Here is a 22,520-nt window from a genome sequence, read left to right as displayed (position 1 = left end):
TTGTGAAGCATCCATTTTTACGCGCCTATGGCCTGTTTTTACTACTGGGCGGATTAACGCAATTTCTGCTGTGGCTATTTGGCGCTTCATCACTGGAGGGCTTTAAAGACGCAGTGATCGTGTCCACTTTATGGCTGATCCCGCTTTGGTGGCAACCGCAACGGTTGCGCGCATGGAGCGCGGGTATCGCCGCATTTATCGGTGCATCTGCTTTACCCGGCCTCGCTTACTTCCTGGTGTATCGCCAGGAGCTGACCCAAAGCCTGATGATGATCCTGTTTGAATCGAATAAAAGCGAATCACAGGAATATCTGCATAACTACTTCTCCTGGTGGATCTTGCTGGTTTTGCTGGCATTTATCCTGATTCCCGCTGTGTACTGGCGTGCATTGAAACCGGCCGTGCTCTCAAAATCGCGAGCGGCGGTGTATACCCTGATCACCGTGCTGATCGCGTTTTCATCGCCGATCAAACCGGCCCTGCAAAATGAGTGGGGTTACGCCTATAAAAGCTTTAACAAGCACTTTAGCGGCGTGCCGCCTTACCAACTGGCGCTGGGTTACCTCAACTACCAGCAGCAACTGGACGAGGTGAACCGCACTTTGCTGACCATGAACAGCATCCCACCGCTGGCGCAGTTCTCGGAACAAGCCAAACCGGGGCCGACCACCGTGGTGCTGGTGATCGGTGAATCGACTTCACGTCTGCACATGGGTTTGTACGGCTATGGCCGCGATACCAACCCCGAGTTAAACAAAATCAAGCATGAACTGACAGTGTTTGAAAATGTGTATTCGCCACGGCCGAATACCATTGAAAGCCTGCAGCAGGTGCTGACTTTTGCTGACCAGAAGCACCCGGATGATTACAAGACAAAACCCTCGCTGGTGGCGATGATGAAGCAGGCGGGTTACCACACCACCTGGATCACCAACCAGCAGACATTGACTGGCCGCAACACCATGCTGACGACGTTTGCCAAGCAGGCGGATAAACAATATTTCCTTAATAACGAGCGTCGCCAGAATGCCTACAGCTTTGATGAAAAAGTATTGGCACCGTTTGCCGAAAGCCTCAACGACCCGCATCCGAAAAAGCTGATCATCGTGCACCTGCTGGGCACGCATATGAAGTACAGCTACCGCTACCCGGAAAAATTTGACGTGTTTAAAACGGCGCAAGGCTTACCCGCAGCCGGGCTGGATGAAGACAAAACTGCCTTGATCAACAGTTATGACAATGCCATCCGCTACAACGACTGGATCATGGCGCAGCTGATTTCGACGCTGAAAGCCAAACAGCAACATAGCCTGCTGATGTATTTCTCTGACCATGGCGAGGATGTGTATGACACGGCACCACACGATTTCCAGGGGCGGAATGAAGCCGCGCCTACATTACCGATGTACAGCATCCCGCTGATTATCTGGCACTCCGGCAACTGGTTCAACGCCAAAACACTGCTCGCGAACGTAGATACGCATCAGCAGTATGACAATGCCGATTTGATCTACACGCTGGCAGACCTGGTGGGGCTGTCGTTCGATGGCTTCCGACCTGATGAAAGCATCGTCAACGCGAAATTCATGCCAGACAGCATCCTGGTCGGCGACCCCTATTTAGGCAAACTGCAAACCTTGCCTGGCACCATCAACTTTCCTGAGAATGAGGTCGCGACATGGAGCGCTGGCTTGCCAACACGCGACTAGGCTGGTTGTGGAGCTTGCTCGGCGCGAGTGCTTTGGGCATTGTCGCCCTGGCAAATTACACGACGCTGGACTTGACACTGGCCGACCGCATGTTTGATGCCAGCCGCGGACAGTTCACCTATCAGCACGTGTTTTTCTACGACACGGTGATGCATGACTATGCCAGACAGCTATTCACTGTGGTGTGGCTGATGCTCCTGGTGTTAGCACTACTGCCTCAACAATTGCGCCCAAGCTGGCTGTTAGCGACACATCAATACCGCCTGCGCTGGGTGACCCTGCTGGCTGTCACCCATAGCGGGCTGGTGTCGTGGCTCAAACACCAGATGCCACATGCCTGCCCATGGGATGTCACCCGCTACGGCGGCAGCTTACCGTGGTTTCCTGCATTTGCTGCACATATCCCAAACATGGCCGGACACTGCTTTCCGGCCGGGCATGCCAGCAGCGGCTTATGGCTATCCGCCTTGTGCCTGTGCTGGTTACCGCATGCGCCACGTAAAGCGCTGGCAGTGGCCATTGCCGGGCTGGCAGTCGGCCTGTTACTTGGCTGGTGCCAGCAAATGCGCGGTGCGCATTTCCTCTCCCACACGCTGACATCGGCATGGCTGATGTGCGCTTTGCTGTTGTGCGTGTTGTCATTTTCCCGTAGTGGCTACGCCAATCGCTCTTATTTAAAAGACAGTTACGCATGAAAAACTTTTCCTTTCCGGCAGCATTGCGCCAGCTATTCACACCGCAGATTTTATTGATCTGGGGCGTGACACTGTGGCTGATGTTTTTTGATAACTATGCTCTGGTGTCACACCTGACTCAGCTCTACCCTCCACTGGGCGGGCAAAGCGGTTTGCTACTTAGCCTGTTATTGTTTTTTACGCTAGTCACTGCCTTATGGCTATTGCTGATCAGCCATGGGCGCAGTGCACGCTGGCTATTGGCACTGGTGCTTTTCAGCAGTGCGTTTGCCGGGTTTTACATGCAGGAATTCGGCATCATCATCGATACGGTGATGCTGGATAACCTGTTGCAAACCGACCAAAAAGAAGCGGTAGGTCTACTTTCGTGGAATATGGTCGCATTTGTCAGTGTGCTCGGTGTGTTACCTGCTTTTTGGTTGCTGTTTAAAGCGCCACAGCACTGGTTTCAACGCGACAGCCTGCGCATGCGGGCCTTGCACATCGGGTTGTTACTGGTGGTGATGGTGACTTGTGTATGGCCTTATTCCGCTGGCTATGCCAGCTTTATCCGCGAACACAAACTGGCGCGCATGTATGCCAACCCAAGCTTTATGCATTATTCGATCCTTAAATGGGCGAATCAACGTCTGAGCATCCCTGAGAGCCAGGCGCTTGAACAGGTGGCAACCGATACGCAAAAAATAGGCGCCAGCTCCAGACATGAACTGGTGATCATGGTGGTGGGTGAAACGGCGCGCTATGACCGCTTCTCACTCAACGGCTACCATAAACTGACTAATCCGCGCCTGCAGCAAGAAAACGTGGTGAGCTTTAAACAAGTCACTTCATGCGGCACATCCACCGGCGTGTCGGTGCCTTGCATGTTTTCTGTGCTCGGCAGGCAGCAGTATTCGGCAAAAAAAGCCAGGCATATGGAAAATGCGCTCGATGTATTGAAAGAACACAACATCAGCGTGTTATGGCGCGATAACAACTCCGATTCAAAAGGCGTGGCCACGCGCATGGCGTATGAGGACTTTCAGTCTCCGGCCATGAACAAGGTGTGTGATACCGAGTGCAGGGATGTCGGCATGTTGGACGGCCTGGACACTTACATTCAGGCCCATGCGAACAAAGACATCATGATCGTATTACACCAGATGGGTAATCATGGCCCTGAGTATTATCGCCGCTACCCGAAAGCGTTTGAGAAATTCACGCCGGTGTGCCGCAGCAGCGATCTATCCCAATGCAGCCAGCAGGAAATTGATAACGCTTATGACAACGCGATTTTGTATACCGATTATTTTTTGAGTGAGGTGATTCAATTACTGAAGAAATATGACAACACCCATGAAACGGCGATGTTGTATGTGGCTGACCACGGCGAGTCGCTGGGTGAACACGGCCTCTATCTGCACGCAGCGCCTTATATGATCGCACCCAAGGAGCAAACCCATGTACCGGCCATTTTATGGCTGGGAAAACAGTTTGATTACGCCATCAACCAGGTGCAGCCTTACCAGGACTACCCCCTGAGCCATGATGATTTGTTCTGCACCTTGCTGACGGCCTATGAGTTGAAATCAGACACTTGCCACTCACACTACAACTGGCTGATTGCCAACCCTGAGGTACGTGCAGAACTCAAATTGCCGCCGTTGCCTGTGTTACCGCAAGTCCCTCAGACTGCGCCAACGGTGGTCCGCCAGGAAGCACCGCCAGAAACAGCGAAAGCCATCCGCAACGCAGCGTTAAGGCGTAGCAGCGCTGCAACGTAGGCTGGGCGGGTCGCTGAGAACCTTATTGCCGGCGACCCACAAAATGGCGCGCACGCGCTCATCCAGTTTGCAGGCATCGATATAGCCTATCGCACTTTCGGTATATGCCACGTAGCGGATCATGGCCTCTTGTGACTCCACCGTGTAGGGCGGTTGCGTGCCGTGGAAGTAAAGCTCGTTCCAGTAGCCCACCTGTGACCTGGGGCTGCTATGTAACACCTGCTGCGAAAAGCGCAGGCGTAAAGGGTGGTCACTGGATAAATTGGCCGGATGCAACGGTTTGCCATGGTTGTCGTATAACTTTTTGCGCCAGTAAACCGGTGCCAGGTCATTGGTTGCCACCGGCACGCTGTACGCGGGTTGTGCCGACACAATGACGGCGATCACAGCGTCCTCCGCCATGCCAACGGCAGGCGATAGCGCCATGAGCAACAAGCAATATATGCGGCAATGCAAACGCATCAATACATCATCGCAAATGAAGTTGTAAATCCACGCGGAACATCTTCGTAGTCGCCGCTCCCGCCCACCACTTCAAACTTTAGCAACTGATTCGGTTTAAGCCGCTTGGTTAAACCGATCACCCAGCGGTCTGCATCCTGATCAGCTCGCTGATGCAGGCTTTCAAACCTGGTGATCCAGTACCAGTCATCCTTGATCAGGAAGGCACTTTGGAGATAGGAGCCTTTGCCGCCGATTTTTCCTTGCTCTGATTTACGGGTATAAGCTTCGCCGCTGAACTCCCAGCGACCAAATTCCAATAGAAAATCCACCCCAATTAACTCGTATTTTGGTCCGTTCGGTTTCTCGTTGCGGAACCTGGAAACATTAAGACCTATCGTATTCAGACCAGCGTTCTCATCGGTGAAATTAAAAATATTATTAATGGCAATGCGGGCACCCTGCATGTCCTTGTATTGTGTCTCGCCACGGCTTTCAGGCTGTGCATTCATGGTCGCCATATACAGTTGGTAGTCCAGCGAACGCTCTTGAAAGGGGAGGTTACCAAACAGCTGCAGACCACTGGTGAAACTCGGGAATAACTCAGTGGTCGCCAGCGGCCTACTCGCCGTCCACACCAGCGGAGAGGCATGCAGCTGGTTCCAGCGGCCCAATGGCGTTAAAAACCGCCCAATGCGCAGGTTAGCGCTTTGATTCAGATTGACATCAAAATACAAACGCTCGGGATTGATATACACATCGCGGAAATCCAGGCCTTGCCTGTGGGTATAAGTGGCGACATTTTCCAGGTCCAGTTCGCCAAAAAACTTGATGCGCGAGTTCTTATCCCAGGTGACGATCATGCTCAGCTCATTCCAGTTCAACCGGGTAGATTCCGTGCGCGGCACATGCAAATCCACGCTGGTGTATCCTCCAATGCGGAAGCCGTCCCAGAACGACGACTCCTCCTCTGCCAGCAGTGGCTTGCACATCATGCACAGGCTGATTACACTGACCGCGCAACGCAGTAAAATAGTGGACATAAACACTTTCCGATTAAGCTGATGCAACACCAATGATTGAGCCCGTATTTTCTCATATTCCATGCCAAAACACGCCCCTTTAACCATCCGCAAAATGCTGTTGATCGCATTTTTGCTGGCAGGGCTACTGCCCGCACTGCTGGTGAGTGTACTCAGCTTTTACCAGGCACGCACGGCATTGCGCACCGAGATCAAACATGACCTGCAAACCACCGGTAAAGCGGTCGGCGAACACATAGATCGCGTGCTGTTTGAACGCGTGCAAAACGTGCGCAGCTGGAGCCAGCTGGCTATTATGCAGGACATGCAGATTGGCGATATTGACAAGCGGTTGTCGGTATTCCTCGAAGAGACGCGCGTCAGTTACGCCGCACAATATATCTCGATTGATGTGGCCGACCTGCAATCCACGATTGTTGCTTCTAGTGATCCGCGCCATATCAACCAGCGGCTCAGCAGCCCACCAGTATGGTTTTCGTTTAAGGAAGATGACCAGCCGATTACCATCTACCATTTGCAAAATGATCAGTTGATGATATCGACGCCTATCAACTCTGACTTCACCTTGCAGCCTATGGGCCACCTGATCGCCACGTTTAACTGGTCAGTGATCCAGGATTTACTCAACCATGCCGCACAGCATGCCACTGAACTGGCACTGGTGGACGAACATGACCGCCTTTTGGCGCAATCCAGAAACTGGTCGCAGCCCCGTTACAACTTGCATACCCACATTCCCATGCAAAGCACATTGCCCATCTATGGCTGGGAAGTAAAGCTCAATAAAGAGCACGATGTAGCAGTCGCCCCGGTGCACCGGCTGGGGCTTATTTTTCTGATTCTGCTAGTCGTGATTCTGCTGTTTTCACTGATCCTGGTCAGGCCGATTGCCAGGCGCATCACCCAGCCACTAGATAATCTGCTTGAGTTTGTAAAAAAACTTCGACAGCCGAACGTGGTGAGCCCGCCACTAAGCGGCCCGGTCGAAGTACAGGCGCTGCACCAGACGTTTACCAAGATGGCGGCAGATCTGGCTGAATCAGAACAGCAACTGACACGCGCAGCCAAACTGGCGGTAGTGGGTGAAATGGCCGCAGCCATGAGCCACGAAGTACGCACGCCCTTAGGCATCATGCGTTCTTCTGCCGATGTGCTGAAACGCGAACCGACACTCAGTGACGACGGCCGTGAAGTATTAGGGTTTATTATTTCCGAGACCGAGCGTCTGAATAAGCTGGTCACCTCCCTGATTGACTCGGCCCGTCCACGCTTGCCCAGCAAAATCCCCCTGGAAATGCAATCGCACCTGCAACACGTATGCGATATGTTGCAAAAACAGGCGCAGGACAAGCATATTCAGTTGTCCCTGCATGCGCCCGGGCCAGTGACCATCCCGGTAGACCAGGACCAGATGACGCAGGTGATGGTCAACCTGATCATCAATGCCATCCAGATATTGCCCGAACACGGTCAGGTGGCTGTCTCGCTCGCGCATGATCAGCAATTCGCGCATATTTCGGTGGCAGATAACGGCCATGGCGTGCCACCAGCACAGCAAGCCCATTTATTTGAAGCGTTTTTTACCCAGAGGGCTGGCGGTGTCGGCCTGGGGCTGGCAGTGGTCAAACAAATCGTGGAAGCGCACGGTGGTACAATCACCTACAGTACCAGCCCATGGCAAGGTGCCCAATTCAACCTGGCACTGCCGTTAAACCCTTAACCACGCATTCAGCAGACCCCAGATAACCCATGTCTACTCCACCACTGACCATACTCGCCGTTGATGATGAACCGAATATGCGGCGCCTGCTGGAGATCAGCCTGCGTCAGGCCGGTTATCGCGCGCTTTCAGCGGGCAATGGCCGTGAAGCGCTGGAGATTATCCGCCAGCAACAGATAGACCTGGTAGTCAGTGACCTGCATATGCCGGGCATGAACGGCCTGCAACTGCTGGAGGTTTTGCGTAACGAGCACGAGCATTTACCCCTGATCATGGTCACGGCACAAGGCGAGATCAAAACCGCGGTGGAAGCCATGAAACTGGGCGCCAGTGATTATATTTTGCGTCCGTTTGAATTGGAAACACTGGAAATCGCCATTGAAAAAGCACTGACCGTCAAACGCATACACCAGGAAAACACTTTCCTCAAGCAAAACCAGCAGCCGGATGTGACCGGGCTGATCGGCAGCAGCCCGGCCATGCAATCTCTGAAACAGATGATCCAGCAAGTCGCGCCTGAGCGGGCCACGGTATTTATAGTGGGTGAAACCGGCACCGGCAAAGAGCTGGTGGCGAAAGCCTTGCATGAAGCCTCTCCCCGCCATGCAGCGCTGTTTGTCGCCATCAACTGCGCGGCGATTCCGGCGGATATCCTGGAATCTGAATTATTCGGCCATGAGAAAGGCGCTTTTACTGGTGCGGTGAAAGAGCGTATCGGTAAATTTGAACTGGCGAATGGCGGCACGCTGTTCCTGGATGAGATCACTGAAATGCCAATCCAGTTACAGTCAAAACTATTGCGCGTCCTGCAGGAAAACGTCGTGGAAAAGCTCGGTGGTAACCGGCAGATCGCGCTGGATGTGCGCGTGGTGGCCGCCACCAACAGGGACCCGATACAAGCGGTTAAAGAAGGCAAACTGCGTGAGGATCTGTATTACCGTTTGAACGTCCTGCAATTACAGATCGCGCCATTGCGTGAACGTCATGACGACATCGGCTTACTGGCGGCGTTTTTCCTGGGTAAACGTCAATGCGAATTAAGCGAAGAAGCGCGCTTATGCTTGCAGCATTATGACTGGCCAGGCAATGTGCGTGAGCTGGAAAATATTCTGGAACGGGCAGCGATTCTGGCAGGCAACCAGATGATACAACCGCAACATTTACCGGCCGATATCGGCCAGCACCAGGCGCATGCTCCTGCCGAAATAACAGCCGTTGCGGAAACAAATATGCTTTCTATCCCGCGCACCACAGAAGCCATGGAACGCAGGTTGATCATACAGGCGCTGGATGCCTGCCAAGGCAATAAAACCAAAGCCGCCAAGCTGCTGGAGATCAGTGAGCGTTCACTCTGGAACAAACTGAATCAATATGAATTACGTTAGGCAGGTTTTTATCACTGCCCGTGTGGGGCGTGCTTTTTAACTAATTTTGCCAAACATAGGCATCCATCGCCAGGATGCCGTAAGTGGTTTCCGGCGTGAATCTTTTGGGCACGCCTTGCCCACTGCCTGCGGCAACAAACAACGGCATCAGATGATCCTCACTTGGGTGCGCCTGTATGCCATGATCACTTTCCTGCCGGTAATTCAACAATGTCTCTGCCTCTTGTGCACTTAGCTGGCCAGCCACCCAATCGGCAAAGCTTGCCACATATGACAGCGGTGCTGCATCCCGGTTGGCGCTAAAAAAATCTGACAGATTATGGGTGACCGCGCCAGAAGCCAGTATCAGCACATTCTGCGCATGCAGGGGCTGTAACGCCTGGCCTAAAGCAAACTGTTGCGCCGGAGTACTGCGGCTTTGTATCGACAATTGCGTGACCGGAATATCGGCGGCTGGATACATGAGCGCCAGTGGCACCCAGGCACCATGATCTAAACCCCGCTCGGCATGGGCATGCACCGCTATTCCGCTTGCTTGCAGCAAGGCAACGACCTGATGAGCTAACGCTGGTGCACCCGGTGCCGGATACTGAATCTCATACAATGGCGCCGGGAAGCCGGAAAAATCATGAATCGTGGCCTGGTGTGACGCCAGGCTGACGGTCGCGACGCGAGTATCCCAGTGCGCGGAAATTACCAGAATCGCATCCGGCTTGGGCAACGACGCCGCCAGGTGCACCAGCATCTGGCCAGTTTCACCCGGCTCCAGTATTAACGAAGGTGCGCCATGTGAGACAAACAGGGTGGTCATTCAATAACTTCCGGCAAATATCTACAACTGAAAGCCGCGATCTGCGGCTAAAGGTTAACGGCGGCGATTATCCAGGCTGTAAGCACCCGCGCCAAATGCCACCACAATCAGCAAACCACCGGCAATGGTCAGGTTTTTCAGGAACATGATCTGCTGAATCTGATCTGCCAGGTTGAAATGAAACAAAAATGCCGTGGCAAACGTAAACAGTGCAATCCCAGCAGCAGCCCAGCGTGCCTTAAAGCCCACCAGCAAAGCGATACCCAACCCCAGTTCAACAAACAAGGCGATGGCATAAGCAACTTCTGGCAACGGCGCACCTACGCTCTGGATGTAGCCTATCGTTCCTTCAGGATCAGCGGCCTTGCCCACACCACTGATAATAAAAATCTGCGATAACAAAATGCGGCCAATCACGCTGACAATGGCTTGAAATTGAGTCATGTTGTACTCCTCCAGTTTAATTTTATTGGGATGACCAGCCACTTTGATAGCAACTGGTAAGGCGTATTGTATGCCCGAATCCATAATTGGGAATCCCTCATCATATCGGGATAATTGCCTGACGTTAAGTAGCTGCGCCTGTTATTGATTAAAACCTGGCTCACTGCCCGGATCAGGCGCCACCACTTCCACTACGGCACTGACCTTCACTCGAGTGCGCTTAAGCGCCTGCCACCATCTACGCTATAGCCGCCAGGACCGAATGCAATCACCACCAGCAAGCCGCCAATAATGGTGGTGTTTTTCAGAAACATCACCACCTGTACCGGGTCAGCCATATTGCTGTGAAACATCAATGCCGTGATAAAAGTAAAAATCGCAATCCCGGCAGCAGCCAGTTGCGCATGAAACCCCACCAGCAACGCAACACCCAGGCCCAGCTCGACAAACAAGGCCACCACATAAGCCACTTGTGGCAGCGGCAGGTGGGCGCTTTCGATATAAGCGATAGTACCCACTGGATCCAGCAATTTGGAAATACCACTAATGATGAAAATCAAAGATAACAAAACCCGCCCCACTAAACTGACCCAACGTTGCCGCACATTCATATTCATCGCTCCTGATCATGATTGGACTCGGCGCCCGCGCGTCTCTGTGGACACTACGGACAGCGGTATGACGCATGCCGGTGATGGACTGGTACTGATTAGCACTCAGCAACTCAGCCTTGCCTGACTACCGGTGTATCACATTTGTTACTCTGCACCATTCTGCTATTAAATACCAGCACATAAATCTGCTGACGTTGACTTTATAAATTAACAGTGTTAAGTTAACGATGTTAATGTTTAAAAACCGTATTTTTCCATGCCGCCAAAAGTGAAAACAGAAGCAGAAAAGCAAGTCCTGCGCACCGTGATTATTGATGCCGCGCGGGAACTGTTTATTCACCAGGGCGTAGAAGCGGTGACCATGCGCGCCATTGCCACCAGGATCGGCTATTCTGCCACTAGCCTCTACCTGTACTTTAGCGACAAGGAACAATTACTGCGTGCGGTGGTAGATACCGATGTACTGAAACTGGCACAGGCGCTGCAATCTACGTTAACGATCAATGACCCTTTACAACGTTTTCTGCAATTCGCGCAGCATTATGTGCAATTTGCACTGACCAACCCCAATCACTACCGCATGATGTTTATGACCCAGCATCCGCCCTGTGACCCGGCACTCTCCAGTATCGAGCAGAACAATCCCGAGCAGGACGCCTATTCGCAACTGATAGGCGTAGTCAGCAGCGCTTATGAGGCCGGCATTTTCAAACCGGCTTTTACCGATGCGACCTTGATTGCCCAAACGGTGTGGGCCGCCATGCATGGGTTATGCTCATTGCAGATCAATATGGCGGAAGATGCCTGGATCAATTGGCGGCCGCTGGAAACCCGCATCGATTCCATGGTGCAGATGTGTACGCATGGACTCCTGAAAGAAGCGAAACATGCATAAAATAATCATGATGATGGCGGTTGCTGCGTTGCTTGCCGCCTGCCACAAGGAAAGCCAGGAAGTCGCTGCGCCACGCCCGGTGTGGGTGATGACAGTTGGCGCTGCCGATCATCAGGTGGGCGGCAGCTATACCGGCGAAGTGCGTTCACGTTACGAATCAAACATAGGCTTCCGTATCGCAGGAAAAATCACTGAACGTGCAGTCAATGTCGGCGATCAGGTAAAAAAAGGCCAGCTTATTGCCCGACTGGACCCGAATGATTCCAGGCTCAACGCACAGGCAGCCACTGCCGATGTGCAAACCGCACAGGCCAACCTGGCACTGGCACAATCTGAACTGGAGCGTCGCCAGCAACTCTACCGGCAACAATTCATTTCTAGATCTGCCCTCGACAGTTACGAGACCCAGGTCAAAACCGCCCAGGCGCGCGTGACGCAAGCCCAATCGCAAGCGGCCGTCAGTCATCACCAGACCGCTTATACGCAACTACTGGCTGACCGCGCGGGTGTGATAGGCATGATCCAGGCAGAGCCAGGGCAAGTAGTCGCAGCCGGACAAACCGTGGCACAGATCTATGACCTGCAAACGCTGGAAGTGCAGATCGCAGTGCCCGAAACCTCAATTGATCGCTTGCAGGTCGGGGATCACGCGCAGGTGACGCTGACGGAAGCGGCACAGGCATATGCAGCACGTATCCGCGAAATCTCACCAGCCGCCAACAACCAGACCCATGCGTTTGATCTGCGTATCCAGTTATTACAGCCTGACCCGCGTATCAAACTGGGCATGACGGCGCAGGTGGCTTTTACGCAGACAAACGCGACACAAAAAATCATCGTCCCCGCCACAGCCGTCACGCAACAGGGCGGCCAGGCCATTGTTTGGGTGATCACTAACAATAACCAGGCGCACAAGCGCGTGGTCACCACCGGCGCACTTGATGAAACCGGCGTCGAAATCACTAGTGGCCTGCAAGCGCAGGAAACCATCGCCACCATAGGCGTACACACCCTGACCGAAGGCATGCAGGTACAAGCAGTCACGCCCGGGCCTGAGGTGCTCCGCTGATGCACATGCCACACATGCCGGACGAGCCGCCTCACCATCGCTTCAACCTTTCCACCTGGGCACTCAAAAACCAGGCGCTGGTGCTGTATTTTATTATCCTGACACTGTTAGGCGGCATGCTGGCCTACACCCACCTTGGCCAGTCTGAAGACCCGCCGTTCACATTCAAGGTCATGCTGATCCGCAGCAGCTGGCCAGGGGCTTCGGCGCAAGAAGTCGAGCAGCAGGTCACCGACAAGATTGAGAAGAAACTGCAGGAGATCCCGTCTATCGACTACATCAACAGCTATTCGCGACCCGGCGAATCGGTGGTGTTTGTGGTGATCCGCGATGACACTTTCTCAGAAAAAATCCCCGAGCTGTGGTACCAGATCCGTAAAAAAATCGGTGATATCCGCCATACTTTCCCTGGTGATCTGCAAAGCCTGACCTTTAACGATGAGTTCAGCGATGTCTACGGCACCATGTATGCCATGACCGCCGATGGCCTGACGCCGCAACAACTGAAACGCCAGGCAGAATGGGTGCGTGCCCGCCTGCTCAAATTGCCGGATATTGAAAAAGTCGACCTGTTTGGCGAGCAACCGCAAAAAATCATTATCGAGCTGTCTAACCAGAAACTCACTTCTTTAGGCATCAGCCCGGCGCAACTGGCGCAAATGCTGCAACAGCAAAATGCAGTCACAGGCGCCGGCACGTTTGACGCAGGCCCCGAGCGCATCCGCATGAGTGTGAGTGGTCGCTTGCAAACACTGGAAGACCTGCGCAACTTCCCTATCCGCACGGCTAACCAGAACCTGACCCTGGGCGAGATTGCGACTATTAAACGCGGTTATGCCGACCCGCCTGCGCAACGTATCCACTTCAATGGCAAGCCAGCCTTGTTGATAGGCGTCAGCATGCAACAGGGCGGCGATGTCATCGCGCTGGGCAAAGCCTTGCAACAAAACATCACCAGCGTACAAAAACAGTTACCGGTAGGCGTGCAGTTACAACTGGTCACCTCACAACCCGAGATCGTGCAGCATTCGGTGCAGGATTTTGTCCACTCACTGACAGAAGCGCTGCTGATCGTGCTGGCGGTCAGCCTGCTGTCGCTGGGCTGGCGCACCGGCATTGTCGTCGCCGTGGCCATCCCGATTGTACTGGCCGGCACTTTCCTGCTGATGGACTGGTTCAACATCGGCCTGCACAAGATCTCACTCGGCGCATTGATTCTGGCCCTGGGCCTGTTGGTCGATGACGCAATCATTGCCGTCGAGATGATGGCAGCAAAAATGGAACAAGGCTGGGAGCGCATGCAAGCAGCTTCATTTGCATTCACCTCGACCGCCATGCCCATGTTGACCGGCACGCTGGTGACTGTGGCCGGTTTCCTGCCGATCGCGACTGCGGTGTCTTCCACCGGCGAATACACGCGTTCGATTTTCCAAGTGTCAGCTATTGCGCTGACATTGTCCTGGGTGGCGGCGGTGATTGTGGTGCCATTTTTAGGCTATCACCTGCTACCTGGTGCCTTGCAGCACGCCAACTCCTCTCCGACTAGACTCTCAAAAATCAAGCAATCTTTAGGCTGGAAATCAAAGCCTGCAAGCGAAGCAAGTACTCACCACACCGCACTTTACGAAACGCGTTTTTACCAGCGCCTACAAAGCATCGTCAGCTGGTGTGTGCTGCATAAAGGCAGCGTGATCATCGCCACCATTATCCTGTTCGTGGTGTCCATGCTCAGCTTCGGCAAAGTACAACAACAGTTTTTCCCTGACTCCACGCGGCTGGAGATCGTAGTCGATTTACGCCTGGCTGAAAATGCCAGCGACCAGGCGACGGATGATGCGGTCAAGCAACTGGAACACTGGCTGCAACAATGGCAACAAAACCATGCGCGCCTAGAAAATGTGGTGTCATATGTCGGTTCCGGTGCACCGCGTTATTATCTGCCGCTGGATGTGCAACTGCCACATCGCGCGTTTGCACAACTGGTGATCCTTTGTAGCGACCTGCAACAACGCGAAGCCTTGCGCAATGACTTGCTCACGCTGTTTGAACACGACTTCCCGCAATTACGCGCGTCTATCCTGCGGCTGGAAAACGGCCCGCCGGTGGGATTTCCTGTCCAGTTCAGAGTCAACGGCCAGGATCTGCAGGCCATCAGGAGCGTATCCAACCAGATTGCGGATGCCATGCGCGCCAATCCGCACCTGCGCAATGTGCAGCTGAGCTGGGAGGAACCAAGCAAAGTCATGCGGGTGGACGTAGACCAGCACAAAGCACGTTTGCTCGGCGTCAGTTCTGCCGACATCGCGCAACTGCTGAATACCCAGTATTCCGAGCAGGTGATCAGCGAATTCCGCGAAGGCAACGAACGCATAGACCTGGTCATGCGCAGCACTGCTGCCGAGCATGCCAAACTGTCCCAACTGGCGCAATTGACGGTACTGAGCCAGCGCGGTGAGCGCGTGCCATTAGCGCAAGTCGCCAATATCCATTATGGGTTTGAAGAAGGCGTGATCTGGCGCCGCAACCGGGTGCCGTCGATTACCGTCAGGGCCCATCTGAGCGGCAATATGCAGGCGCCGGTGGTGTCGGAGCAGATTCAGCAAGCTATCCAGCAGGCACTGCAAAAGCTCCCGGCTGGCGTGACGGTAGACACTGGCGGCGCGATTGAGGAATCCGCCAAAGGTGCTTCATCGGTGGCCAAAGGCGTACCGCTGTTTTTAGCAGCCGTATTCACCTTGTTGATGCTGCAACTGCGTAGCATCAGCAATGTGCTGTTAGTGGTGCTCACCGCGCCTCTGGGGATGATAGGCATTACTTTCGCGTTGCTGATATTCAACATGCCATTCGGCTTTGTCGCCATGCTTGGCAGCATTGCGCTGTCGGGCATGATCATGCGTAATTCCGTCATTCTGGTGGATCAGATCAACCAGGATATTGCTGAAGGCTCTTCTTTGGAACAGGCAGTGGTGCAATCCACCGTACGCCGCTTCCGGCCTATCGTGCTGACGGCAGCGGCAGCGATCCTGGCCATGATCCCGCTGACACGCAGCGTGTTTTTCGGGCCAATGGCAGTGGCGATCATGGGTGGCCTGGCAGTGGCAACGGTGCTGACCATCTTGTTTGTCCCGGCCCTGTATACATTCTGGGCCGGATTGACCGCCAGAGCCTCGAAATAAGGGCGCAATAAACTATAATAGTGAGTGAAACAGGCATTAAATGCAGGGCAGCATGCAATGGCGATGGCCTTGCGTTCTGCAAGATGGACATTGAACTTATAGACAGGACTAGACCATGACAGACCAGGCAACCGCACGTTTTAATATGATTGAGCAGCAGATCCGCACCTGGGAGGTGCTGGACCCCAAGGTATTGGCCACACTCAATAGTCTCCCGCGGGAAAACTTTGTGCCGGAAGCCTATCGCGGGCTGGCCTTTGCCGATATTGAGATCCCGTTAGCGCACGAACAGCAAATGCTGAGCCCGAAAGTGGAAGGCCGCTTTTTGCAGGCATTACAACTACAAGCGACTGACAAAGTATTATTGATTGGTGCCGGTAGCGGCTATCTGGCGGCGCTGATGGCGCAGCATAGTGCGCAAGTGACCGCGCTGGAGATCTTCCCCGATTTATGTGCCCTGGCCAGCCAGAATCTGAGCAAACAAGGCATACAGAATGTACAAGTGATTGAAGCAGACGGGCACAGCGGTTATGAATCGCATGCGCCGTTTGACGCGATCGTATTCACTGCCTCCAGCCCGGTCGAAGCCGAAGGCGTACGCCGCCAGCTCAGCATAGGCGGCCGCATGCTGATCGTGCTCGGCAAAGCACCGGTGATGCAGGCAACGCTGATCCAGCGCCTGGCTGAGCATAGCTACAAACAGGATGTGCTGTTTGAGACCAGCCTGACCGAGATGCAGAATGCGCCGCAAGCACAGGCGTTTTCATTCTAGGTTATCAGCAACCATGCCAGTCGCCAGGTTCATCCGCTGCTTGTTGCTGACAGGGCTTACACTGGCACTCCCCGTCTGCGCCTCGTCACAAAGCCTGCTGGATATCTACCAGGAAGCCAAAGCCAATGACCCGGTACTGGCTTCTGCCGGCAGTGCCAATCAGGCAGCGCAAGAAATCATAGAACAGGCCAAAGCCGGTTACCGGCCTTCGGTGAATTTTCTGGCCGGGGCCAATGCCAACCGTACTGATTTGAAAATAGTCGGCAGCCCGGCGCCTTTCCCTGGCGGGCGTAATACTTTTGAAGGTTACCAGGCCCAGTTGCAAGCCAGGCAGCCCATTTTCCGCAAGGAAAACCTGGAGCGCATAGACCAAAGCAAAGTGCAGGTAAGCATTGCGGACAAACAATATCACCTGGTACAGCAAAACCTGATGTTACGGACCACGCAGGCTTACTTTGACATGTTGCTGGCGCAAGACCGCATGACGTTGATAGATGCGCAGAAAAAAGCCATTCAACGCCAGTTTCAGCAGGCAAAAGCCACGTTCGATGTCGGTTCCGCCACCATCACCGATGTCAATGAAGCACAGGCCCGTTATGACCTGATTGCCGCGCAGGAGTTTTCTGCGCTGAATGATATGGAAATCGCCAGGCGCAGCCTGCAGGCGATCACCGGCAAATTGCCGGAACATCTGGCCAGTGTGCGTGCGGATATCCAGGTCACGCCCAGCCTGAAACCCATGCAGGAATGGCAGGACGTGACCAACGCCAGCAACCTGAATATCCAGATCCAGCAGGAAACCATACAAGTCAGTGAAAAAGACATTGAAATCGCCCGCGCTGGCCATTACCCCTCAGTAGACGCCGTTGCCAGCTATCAGGATAGTTACAGCAATGGCGGCCAGTACGGATTTGGTGGCGACCTGAAAAGTGCCAGCATAGGCGTGGAAGTCTCCATGCCGTTATATCAGGGCGGCGCTGTGACTTCGCGCGTGCGACAGGCCGCTTTTAACCGGCAAAAAGCACTGGATGATTTGCAGAATGCCTTGCGCCAGACCACCCTGGAAACCCAGCGTGCCTATTTGAATCTGAATACCAGCATCGCCCAGGTCAAAGCTTTGGAACAGGCACTCAAAAGCAGCCAGAGCCAGGTGGACTCTACCCAGCTGGGCTACGAAGTCGGCATACGCACCAGCGTAGATGTACTCAATGCGCAGCAGCAATATTTCAGCGCCAATCGCGACCTGTTGCAGGCGCGCTACAACTACCTGGTGAATATCATCCGCCTCAAAACAGCCAGTGGCATCGTGTCAGAAGCTGATTTGCAGGATATTGATCAGCAACTCGCCAAAAAGTAAAAGGTCATCAGTATGAATCATGTCATTGCCAGCACAGACGCCGTCTGGATGTTAATCGATGTGCAAACGCGCTTGTGCTCGGTCATGCCGGAAGCGCATATGGCCACCGTCATCCGGAATATCCAGCGCCTGTTACAAGCCGCGCAACTGCTGAATATTCCGCTGTGGGTCACCGAACAGTATCCGGAAAAGCTCGGCGAAACGCTGCCGGTATTGCAGACACTGTTGCCGGATTACACCCCACGTTACGGCAAACTGGCATTCTCGGCCTGGCACGAAGCCGCGTTGCAGGAATCTTCCGTCAGCGTCGCCCCGCAGGTGGTGCTGTTCGGGTTAGAAGCCCATATCTGTGTGCTGCAAACCGCGCTGGATGCGCTTGCGGCAGGCAAACAGGTATTGATTGTGGAAGACGCCATCATCTCCCGCACCGAGGTGAATCGCCTGAATGCCATCGCGCGACTGCGTGACGCCGGTTGCATAATCACCAATACCGAGTCTATGTTGTTTGAGCCACTGCAAGGCGCAACGCATCCGCAATTCAAGGCGATTTCGGCGTTGATCCGTTAACAAAAGCGCGTTGCTTTTCTGCATAATATTTTGTTGCAACCACGGGCTGATCGCAAACATGAATCAAATAGAATGGAATGATTTCACCAAAGTAGAACTGCGCGTCGGGCGCGTGATCTCTGCTGAAGCTTTCCCCGAAGCGCGGAAACCAGCGTACAAACTGCACATAGACTTTGGCCCCGAGATCGGCACACGAAAATCCAGTGCGCAAATCACTGCGCATTACACACCGGAAAACCTGATAGGCAAACTGGTCGTCGCCGTGGTGAATTTCCCCAACAAACAGATAGGCCCGTTTGTCTCCGAATGCCTGGTCACCGGCTTTCACGACGCTGAAGGCAATGTCACGCTTTGTATTCCCGAACACGCAGTGCCACCAGGCACCAAACTACTTTAAGCCATCAAGAAAACTGTATTCATGCATATCCGTGAAGCCACCCTGGCCGATTTTGACCAGATATGGACCATCTTCCAGCCCATTGTCGCCGCTGGCGAAACCTACGCCTATCCGCGTGATACCACCCGGGCACAGGCCATTACCTTCTGGATGGAAATGCCTAGAAAAACCTTTGTTGCAGAAGAAAACGGCACCATCCTGGGCACTTATTACATCAAAACCAATCAACTCGGCGGCGGTGATCACGTCTGCAACTGCGGCTATATGGTCTCCCCTGCCGCGCGCGGCCTGGGCCTTGCGAGCAGCATGTGCGTACACTCACAAGAAATTGCAAAATCCTTGGGTTACAAAGCCATGCAATTCAATTTTGTCGCCTCGACGAATGAAGGCGCGGTGCGATTGTGGACTAAGCTAGGCTTTGAAACTGTAGGCAGATTACCAAAGGCATTTCACCATCCAAGCAAAGGTTATGTCGATGCCTTAGTGATGTATAAATGGCTGTCAGCAGTAGCAGGCACGTGAGAAATATTTGCATGCGCTAAATAATTAGCAAATCCTGTGCGGGAAATGATACTCACGCTAAAAAATCAATGACGTTAATACGTGGTCTTGCCATTGCCCATTAATCTTTAAATACGCCTCAGCGTATCCCTCTTTCTTGAAATTCAAACGTGCCAATAACCCTTCACTTTTATTGTTATGCGGCATGTAATTGGCCATGACACGGTGCAGGTGCAATTCATTTTTCACGTATTCAAGCGTCTGTTCTAACGCAGAAAACATATACCCTTTGCCTTCAAAATCCCGGTCAATCGAAAAACCCAGATGGCAAGCCATGAATGGCCCTCGAATGATATTCGTATAATTAATAAAGCCAATCACTGCTTGACCATGAAGAATTACGAAATGCAGCGCATTGCCACTCTGCATGGCCGACAGCATATTGAATACTCGGCCTTCTGCGCCAGCATGAGAAAAATAACTTTCTTCTCTTAATGGCTCCCACGCTTGAAGATGCATACGATTTTTGAGTGCGTACTCATACACAGAATGTGTATCCTCGTGAGTGATTGCACGTATCGATATTTGTTGCGTCTCGCCCATGTGAGGGTCATCCTTCTCTTTTTTTGAATGATCAATATACTTGCATGCCACGGCATCAATATGGCGTGAGCAAAGGCCTTAACCGGGTGGTAGGCATATGATAGTAAAGCAAAGGTCTGCCAACAAAAAAGCCCGCTTGCGCGGGCTTTTAATTGATTGCAACCTTACTCAGCAGAAGGTGTTTCTTCTCTTGCTGGTGGTTCGATCAGGGCTTTGATGCTTAAACGCACTTTGCCCTTGTCATCAATTTCGACCACTTTCACTTTTACAACGTCGCCTTCTTTGAGGTAGTCACCTACCGCTTTGACGCGCTCGTGGGCGATTTGTGAGATGTGTACCAGGCCATCTTTGCCTGGCAACAATGTGACGACTGCGCCAAAATCAAGGATCTTGACCACTGGGCCTTCGTAAACCTGGCCGATTTCAACTTCAGCGGTGATGGCAGCGATACGGCGTTGTGCTTCAGCGCCTTCTTCTGCACTGGTGCAGGCGATTTTCACGGTACCGTCATCTTCAATATCAATGCTGGTGTTGGTTTCTTTGGTCAGTGCCTGGATCACAGCGCCGCCTTTACCAATCACGTCACGGATCTTGTCCGGATTGATTTTCATGCTGATGATACGTGGTGCAAATTGTGACATCTCGGTGTTTACACCAGACACAGCCTGCTTCATCAAACCAAGAATATGCGCGCGACCTTCTTTGGCTTGAGCCAGTGCGACTTCCATGATCTGTGCAGTAATCCCGGTGATTTTGATGTCCATTTGCAGAGCGGTAATGCCCTGGTCGGTACCGGCTACTTTAAAGTCCATATCACCCAGGTGATCTTCGTCACCCAGAATGTCGGTCAATACGGCAACACGGTTACCTTCTTTGATCAGGCCCATCGCCACACCCGCCACGTGCGCAGTTAATGGTACACCAGCATCCAGCATGGACAGGCAACCACCACAGACAGATGCCATGGAGCTTGAACCGTTAGATTCAGTGATCTCAGACACTACGCGGATAGTGTAGTCAAACTCACCTTTAGGTGGCAGAACTGCTTTCAATGCGCGTTTTGCCAGGTTGCCATGGCCGATTTCACGACGTTTTGGCGTACCGACACGGCCAGTTTCACCAGTAGCGAACGGAGGCATGTTGTAGTGCAGCATGAAGTTTTCGTAGTATTCGCCACCCAGCGCATCAATCAATTGTTCATCTCTGCCGGTACCCAGGGTAGTAGCAACCAATGCCTGTGTTTCACCACGGGTAAACAGGGCTGAACCGTGCGTGCGTGGCAATACACCTGAGCGGATAACGATAGGACGCACAGTGCGTGTATCGCGGCCATCAATACGTGGCTCGCCGTTCAAGATCTGGCTACGGACTGTTTTGGCTTCCAGTTTAAAGAACTCATCTTTAATCTTGTTGGCTTCCAGCGTAGAGGTTTCTTCAGTGATCAATGTGCTCATGACGCGGGATTTGACTTCGTCCAGCTTGGCAGAGCGCTCGCCTTTTGATTTGATCTGGAAAGCGGCATTGATGTCAGCAGCAGCAATGGTCTCGATCTTAGCGATCAGCGCAGTGTCTGGCTCTGGTACTGTCCAGTCCCATGCATCTTTACCGGCTTCATTGGCCAGTTCGTTAATGATTTTAATCACAGACTGCATTTGCTCGTGGCCGTAAACAACCGCGCCCAGCATTACGTCTTCCGGCAATTCTTTTGCTTCTGATTCCACCATCATCACAGCAGTTTCAGTCGCTGCAACCACCAGGTCCAGTGCAGACTCTTTCAGTTGTGAAGCGGTTGGGTTCAATACGTATTCACCATTGATGTAACCGACGCGGGCAGCACCCATAGGGCCGTAGAACGGAATACCGGACAAAGCGATCGCTGCAGAGGCACCGATCATGGCAGGGATGTCTGCATCGATCTCAGGGTCGTAGGACAATACGGTGGCAACGATTTGCACTTCGTTGTAAAACGCATCTGGGAACAGAGGACGCATTGGGCGGTCGATCAAACGCGCGGTCAGTGTCTCTTTTTCTGAAGGGCGGCCTTCACGCTTGAAGTAGCCACCGGGAATACGGCCTGCAGAATAGGTTTTTTCCTGGTAATCAACCGTCAGAGGGAAGAAGTCCTGGCCTTCTTTAACGGTGGTTTTTGCAGTGGCTGCGACTAATACGACGGTATCGCCGTAGCTCACCATCACAGCACCGTCTGCCTGGCGCGCGACTTCCCCGGTTTCAATAGTCAGGGTATGCGCACCAAACTGGACGCTTTTTTTAGTAATTTCAAACATTGTTTTTCCTTTATCTACCATGGCTATTCACTACCTAATAGCCAATCTCAACAATAGAAACATCGAATGACTGCTTTATTCAATGTTTCGCGATATGCGGTGACTTCTATCAGTACGCTATTTGTTTGGGGTATCAAACAAACGCACTCACAGAAGCCACCCCGTTAGTGATTTAAACCCCGTTCTTTCAAACAAAATCTCAGGATTTTTAAAACAAAAAAGCCGAGGCAATCACCATGCCATCGGCTTTTATTTCGTTAAAAGTGCGTTGTA

Annotated in this window: 20 protein-coding genes; 13 read left to right on the top strand and 7 right to left on the bottom strand. The window is 52.9% G+C overall.

The features are described from left to right. Positions 1–2 precede the first annotated feature (2 nt). From cptA to ACTS9Y_RS07065, 3 genes are read left to right on the top strand one after another with little or no spacing between them, the layout of a single operon-like run. Positions 3–1,709, top strand: a complete 1,707-nt coding sequence (gene cptA, locus ACTS9Y_RS07075) for a phosphoethanolamine transferase CptA (RefSeq protein WP_442585255.1) — start codon at positions 3–5, stop codon at positions 1,707–1,709. Then, positions 1,679–2,404, top strand: a complete 726-nt coding sequence (locus ACTS9Y_RS07070) for a phosphatase PAP2 family protein (RefSeq protein ID WP_442585254.1) — start codon at positions 1,679–1,681, stop codon at positions 2,402–2,404. The genes cptA and ACTS9Y_RS07070 overlap by 31 nt, the downstream gene beginning before the upstream one ends. After that, entirely contained in the window at positions 2,401–4,167 is a 1,767-nt protein-coding gene (locus tag ACTS9Y_RS07065; RefSeq protein ID WP_442585253.1) for a phosphoethanolamine transferase, read from the top strand. Before ACTS9Y_RS07070 ends, ACTS9Y_RS07065 begins: the two co-directional genes overlap by 4 nt. Here ACTS9Y_RS07065 and ACTS9Y_RS07060 read toward each other — a convergent pair. After that, positions 4,141–4,593 (bottom strand): hypothetical protein, encoded by a 453-nt coding sequence (locus tag ACTS9Y_RS07060; protein WP_442585252.1) that lies wholly within the window; start codon positions 4,591–4,593, stop codon positions 4,141–4,143. The two genes, ACTS9Y_RS07065 and ACTS9Y_RS07060, sit on opposite strands and share 27 nt — an antisense overlap. Positions 4,594–4,628: 35 nt before the next feature. Further along, positions 4,629–5,651 (bottom strand): hypothetical protein, encoded by a 1,023-nt coding sequence (locus ACTS9Y_RS07055; protein ID WP_442585251.1) that lies wholly within the window; start codon positions 5,649–5,651, stop codon positions 4,629–4,631. A gap of 61 nt (positions 5,652–5,712) precedes the next feature. Here ACTS9Y_RS07055 and ACTS9Y_RS07050 point away from each other — a divergent pair, with 61 nt between their 5' ends. After that, a complete protein-coding gene (locus ACTS9Y_RS07050) occupies positions 5,713–7,371 on the top strand; it encodes a sensor histidine kinase (RefSeq protein ID WP_442585250.1) in 1,659 nt (552 codons plus the stop codon). 29 nt (positions 7,372–7,400) lie between these two features. Beyond that, complete coding sequence (locus ACTS9Y_RS07045) at positions 7,401–8,756, top strand: sigma-54-dependent transcriptional regulator (protein WP_442585249.1); 1,356 nt, start codon at positions 7,401–7,403, stop codon at positions 8,754–8,756. Between the two features lie 40 nt (positions 8,757–8,796). Here ACTS9Y_RS07045 and ACTS9Y_RS07040 read toward each other — a convergent pair whose 3' ends face one another. The 3 genes from ACTS9Y_RS07040 to ACTS9Y_RS07030 all read right to left on the bottom strand — a co-directional run bounded on the left by ACTS9Y_RS07040 (position 8,797) and on the right by ACTS9Y_RS07030 (position 10,628). Then, positions 8,797–9,567: a DODA-type extradiol aromatic ring-opening family dioxygenase gene (locus ACTS9Y_RS07040; RefSeq protein WP_442585248.1), complete on the bottom strand. Its 771-nt coding sequence runs from the start codon at positions 9,565–9,567 to the stop codon at positions 8,797–8,799. Between the two features lie 54 nt (positions 9,568–9,621). After that, entirely contained in the window at positions 9,622–10,011 is a 390-nt protein-coding gene (locus ACTS9Y_RS07035; RefSeq protein WP_442585247.1) for a DoxX family protein, read from the bottom strand. Positions 10,012–10,217: 206 nt separating this feature from the next. Then, positions 10,218–10,628 carry a DoxX family protein gene (locus tag ACTS9Y_RS07030; RefSeq protein WP_442585246.1) on the bottom strand — a complete coding sequence of 137 codons (411 nt, stop codon included), beginning with the start codon at positions 10,626–10,628 and terminating at the stop codon, positions 10,218–10,220. Between the two features lie 265 nt (positions 10,629–10,893). Here ACTS9Y_RS07030 and ACTS9Y_RS07025 point away from each other — a divergent pair, with 265 nt between their 5' ends. The 8 genes from ACTS9Y_RS07025 to ACTS9Y_RS06990 all read left to right on the top strand — a co-directional run bounded on the left by ACTS9Y_RS07025 (position 10,894) and on the right by ACTS9Y_RS06990 (position 19,380). Next, on the top strand, positions 10,894–11,520 hold the full coding sequence (locus ACTS9Y_RS07025) for a TetR/AcrR family transcriptional regulator (RefSeq protein WP_442585245.1): 627 nt from the start codon (positions 10,894–10,896) through the stop codon (positions 11,518–11,520). Beyond that, positions 11,513–12,589 (top strand): efflux RND transporter periplasmic adaptor subunit, encoded by a 1,077-nt coding sequence (locus ACTS9Y_RS07020; RefSeq protein WP_442585244.1) that lies wholly within the window; start codon positions 11,513–11,515, stop codon positions 12,587–12,589. The genes ACTS9Y_RS07025 and ACTS9Y_RS07020 overlap by 8 nt, the downstream gene beginning before the upstream one ends. Beyond that, positions 12,589–15,765, top strand: a complete 3,177-nt coding sequence (locus ACTS9Y_RS07015) for an efflux RND transporter permease subunit (RefSeq protein ID WP_442585243.1) — start codon at positions 12,589–12,591, stop codon at positions 15,763–15,765. Before ACTS9Y_RS07020 ends, ACTS9Y_RS07015 begins: the two co-directional genes overlap by 1 nt. A gap of 115 nt (positions 15,766–15,880) precedes the next feature. Continuing rightward, complete coding sequence (locus ACTS9Y_RS07010; protein WP_442585242.1) at positions 15,881–16,537, top strand: protein-L-isoaspartate O-methyltransferase family protein; 657 nt, start codon at positions 15,881–15,883, stop codon at positions 16,535–16,537. A 13-nt stretch (positions 16,538–16,550) separates the two neighbouring features. After that, a complete protein-coding gene (locus tag ACTS9Y_RS07005) occupies positions 16,551–17,894 on the top strand; it encodes a TolC family outer membrane protein (protein ID WP_442585241.1) in 1,344 nt (447 codons plus the stop codon). 12 nt (positions 17,895–17,906) lie between these two features. Then, positions 17,907–18,461 (top strand): isochorismatase family protein, encoded by a 555-nt coding sequence (locus tag ACTS9Y_RS07000; protein WP_442585240.1) that lies wholly within the window; start codon positions 17,907–17,909, stop codon positions 18,459–18,461. A gap of 58 nt (positions 18,462–18,519) precedes the next feature. Continuing rightward, positions 18,520–18,858 carry a tRNA-binding protein gene (locus ACTS9Y_RS06995; RefSeq protein WP_442585239.1) on the top strand — a complete coding sequence of 113 codons (339 nt, stop codon included), beginning with the start codon at positions 18,520–18,522 and terminating at the stop codon, positions 18,856–18,858. Positions 18,859–18,879: 21 nt separating this feature from the next. Continuing rightward, positions 18,880–19,380, top strand: a complete 501-nt coding sequence (locus ACTS9Y_RS06990; protein WP_442585238.1) for a GNAT family N-acetyltransferase — start codon at positions 18,880–18,882, stop codon at positions 19,378–19,380. Between the two features lie 57 nt (positions 19,381–19,437). Here ACTS9Y_RS06990 and ACTS9Y_RS06985 read toward each other — a convergent pair whose 3' ends face one another. Next, complete coding sequence (locus ACTS9Y_RS06985) at positions 19,438–19,962, bottom strand: GNAT family N-acetyltransferase (RefSeq protein ID WP_442585237.1); 525 nt, start codon at positions 19,960–19,962, stop codon at positions 19,438–19,440. Between the two features lie 164 nt (positions 19,963–20,126). Further along, on the bottom strand, positions 20,127–22,247 hold the full coding sequence (gene pnp, locus ACTS9Y_RS06980; protein ID WP_442585236.1) for a polyribonucleotide nucleotidyltransferase: 2,121 nt from the start codon (positions 22,245–22,247) through the stop codon (positions 20,127–20,129). Positions 22,248–22,520 lie beyond the last annotated feature (273 nt).

It is taken from the genome of Methylophilus sp. (genome assembly GCF_052173275.1).
GTDB lineage: Bacteria > Pseudomonadota > Gammaproteobacteria > Burkholderiales > Methylophilaceae > Methylophilus.
Note: the sequence above shows the minus strand (reverse complement) of the source record. Positions and strands in the feature narration are given on the sequence as shown.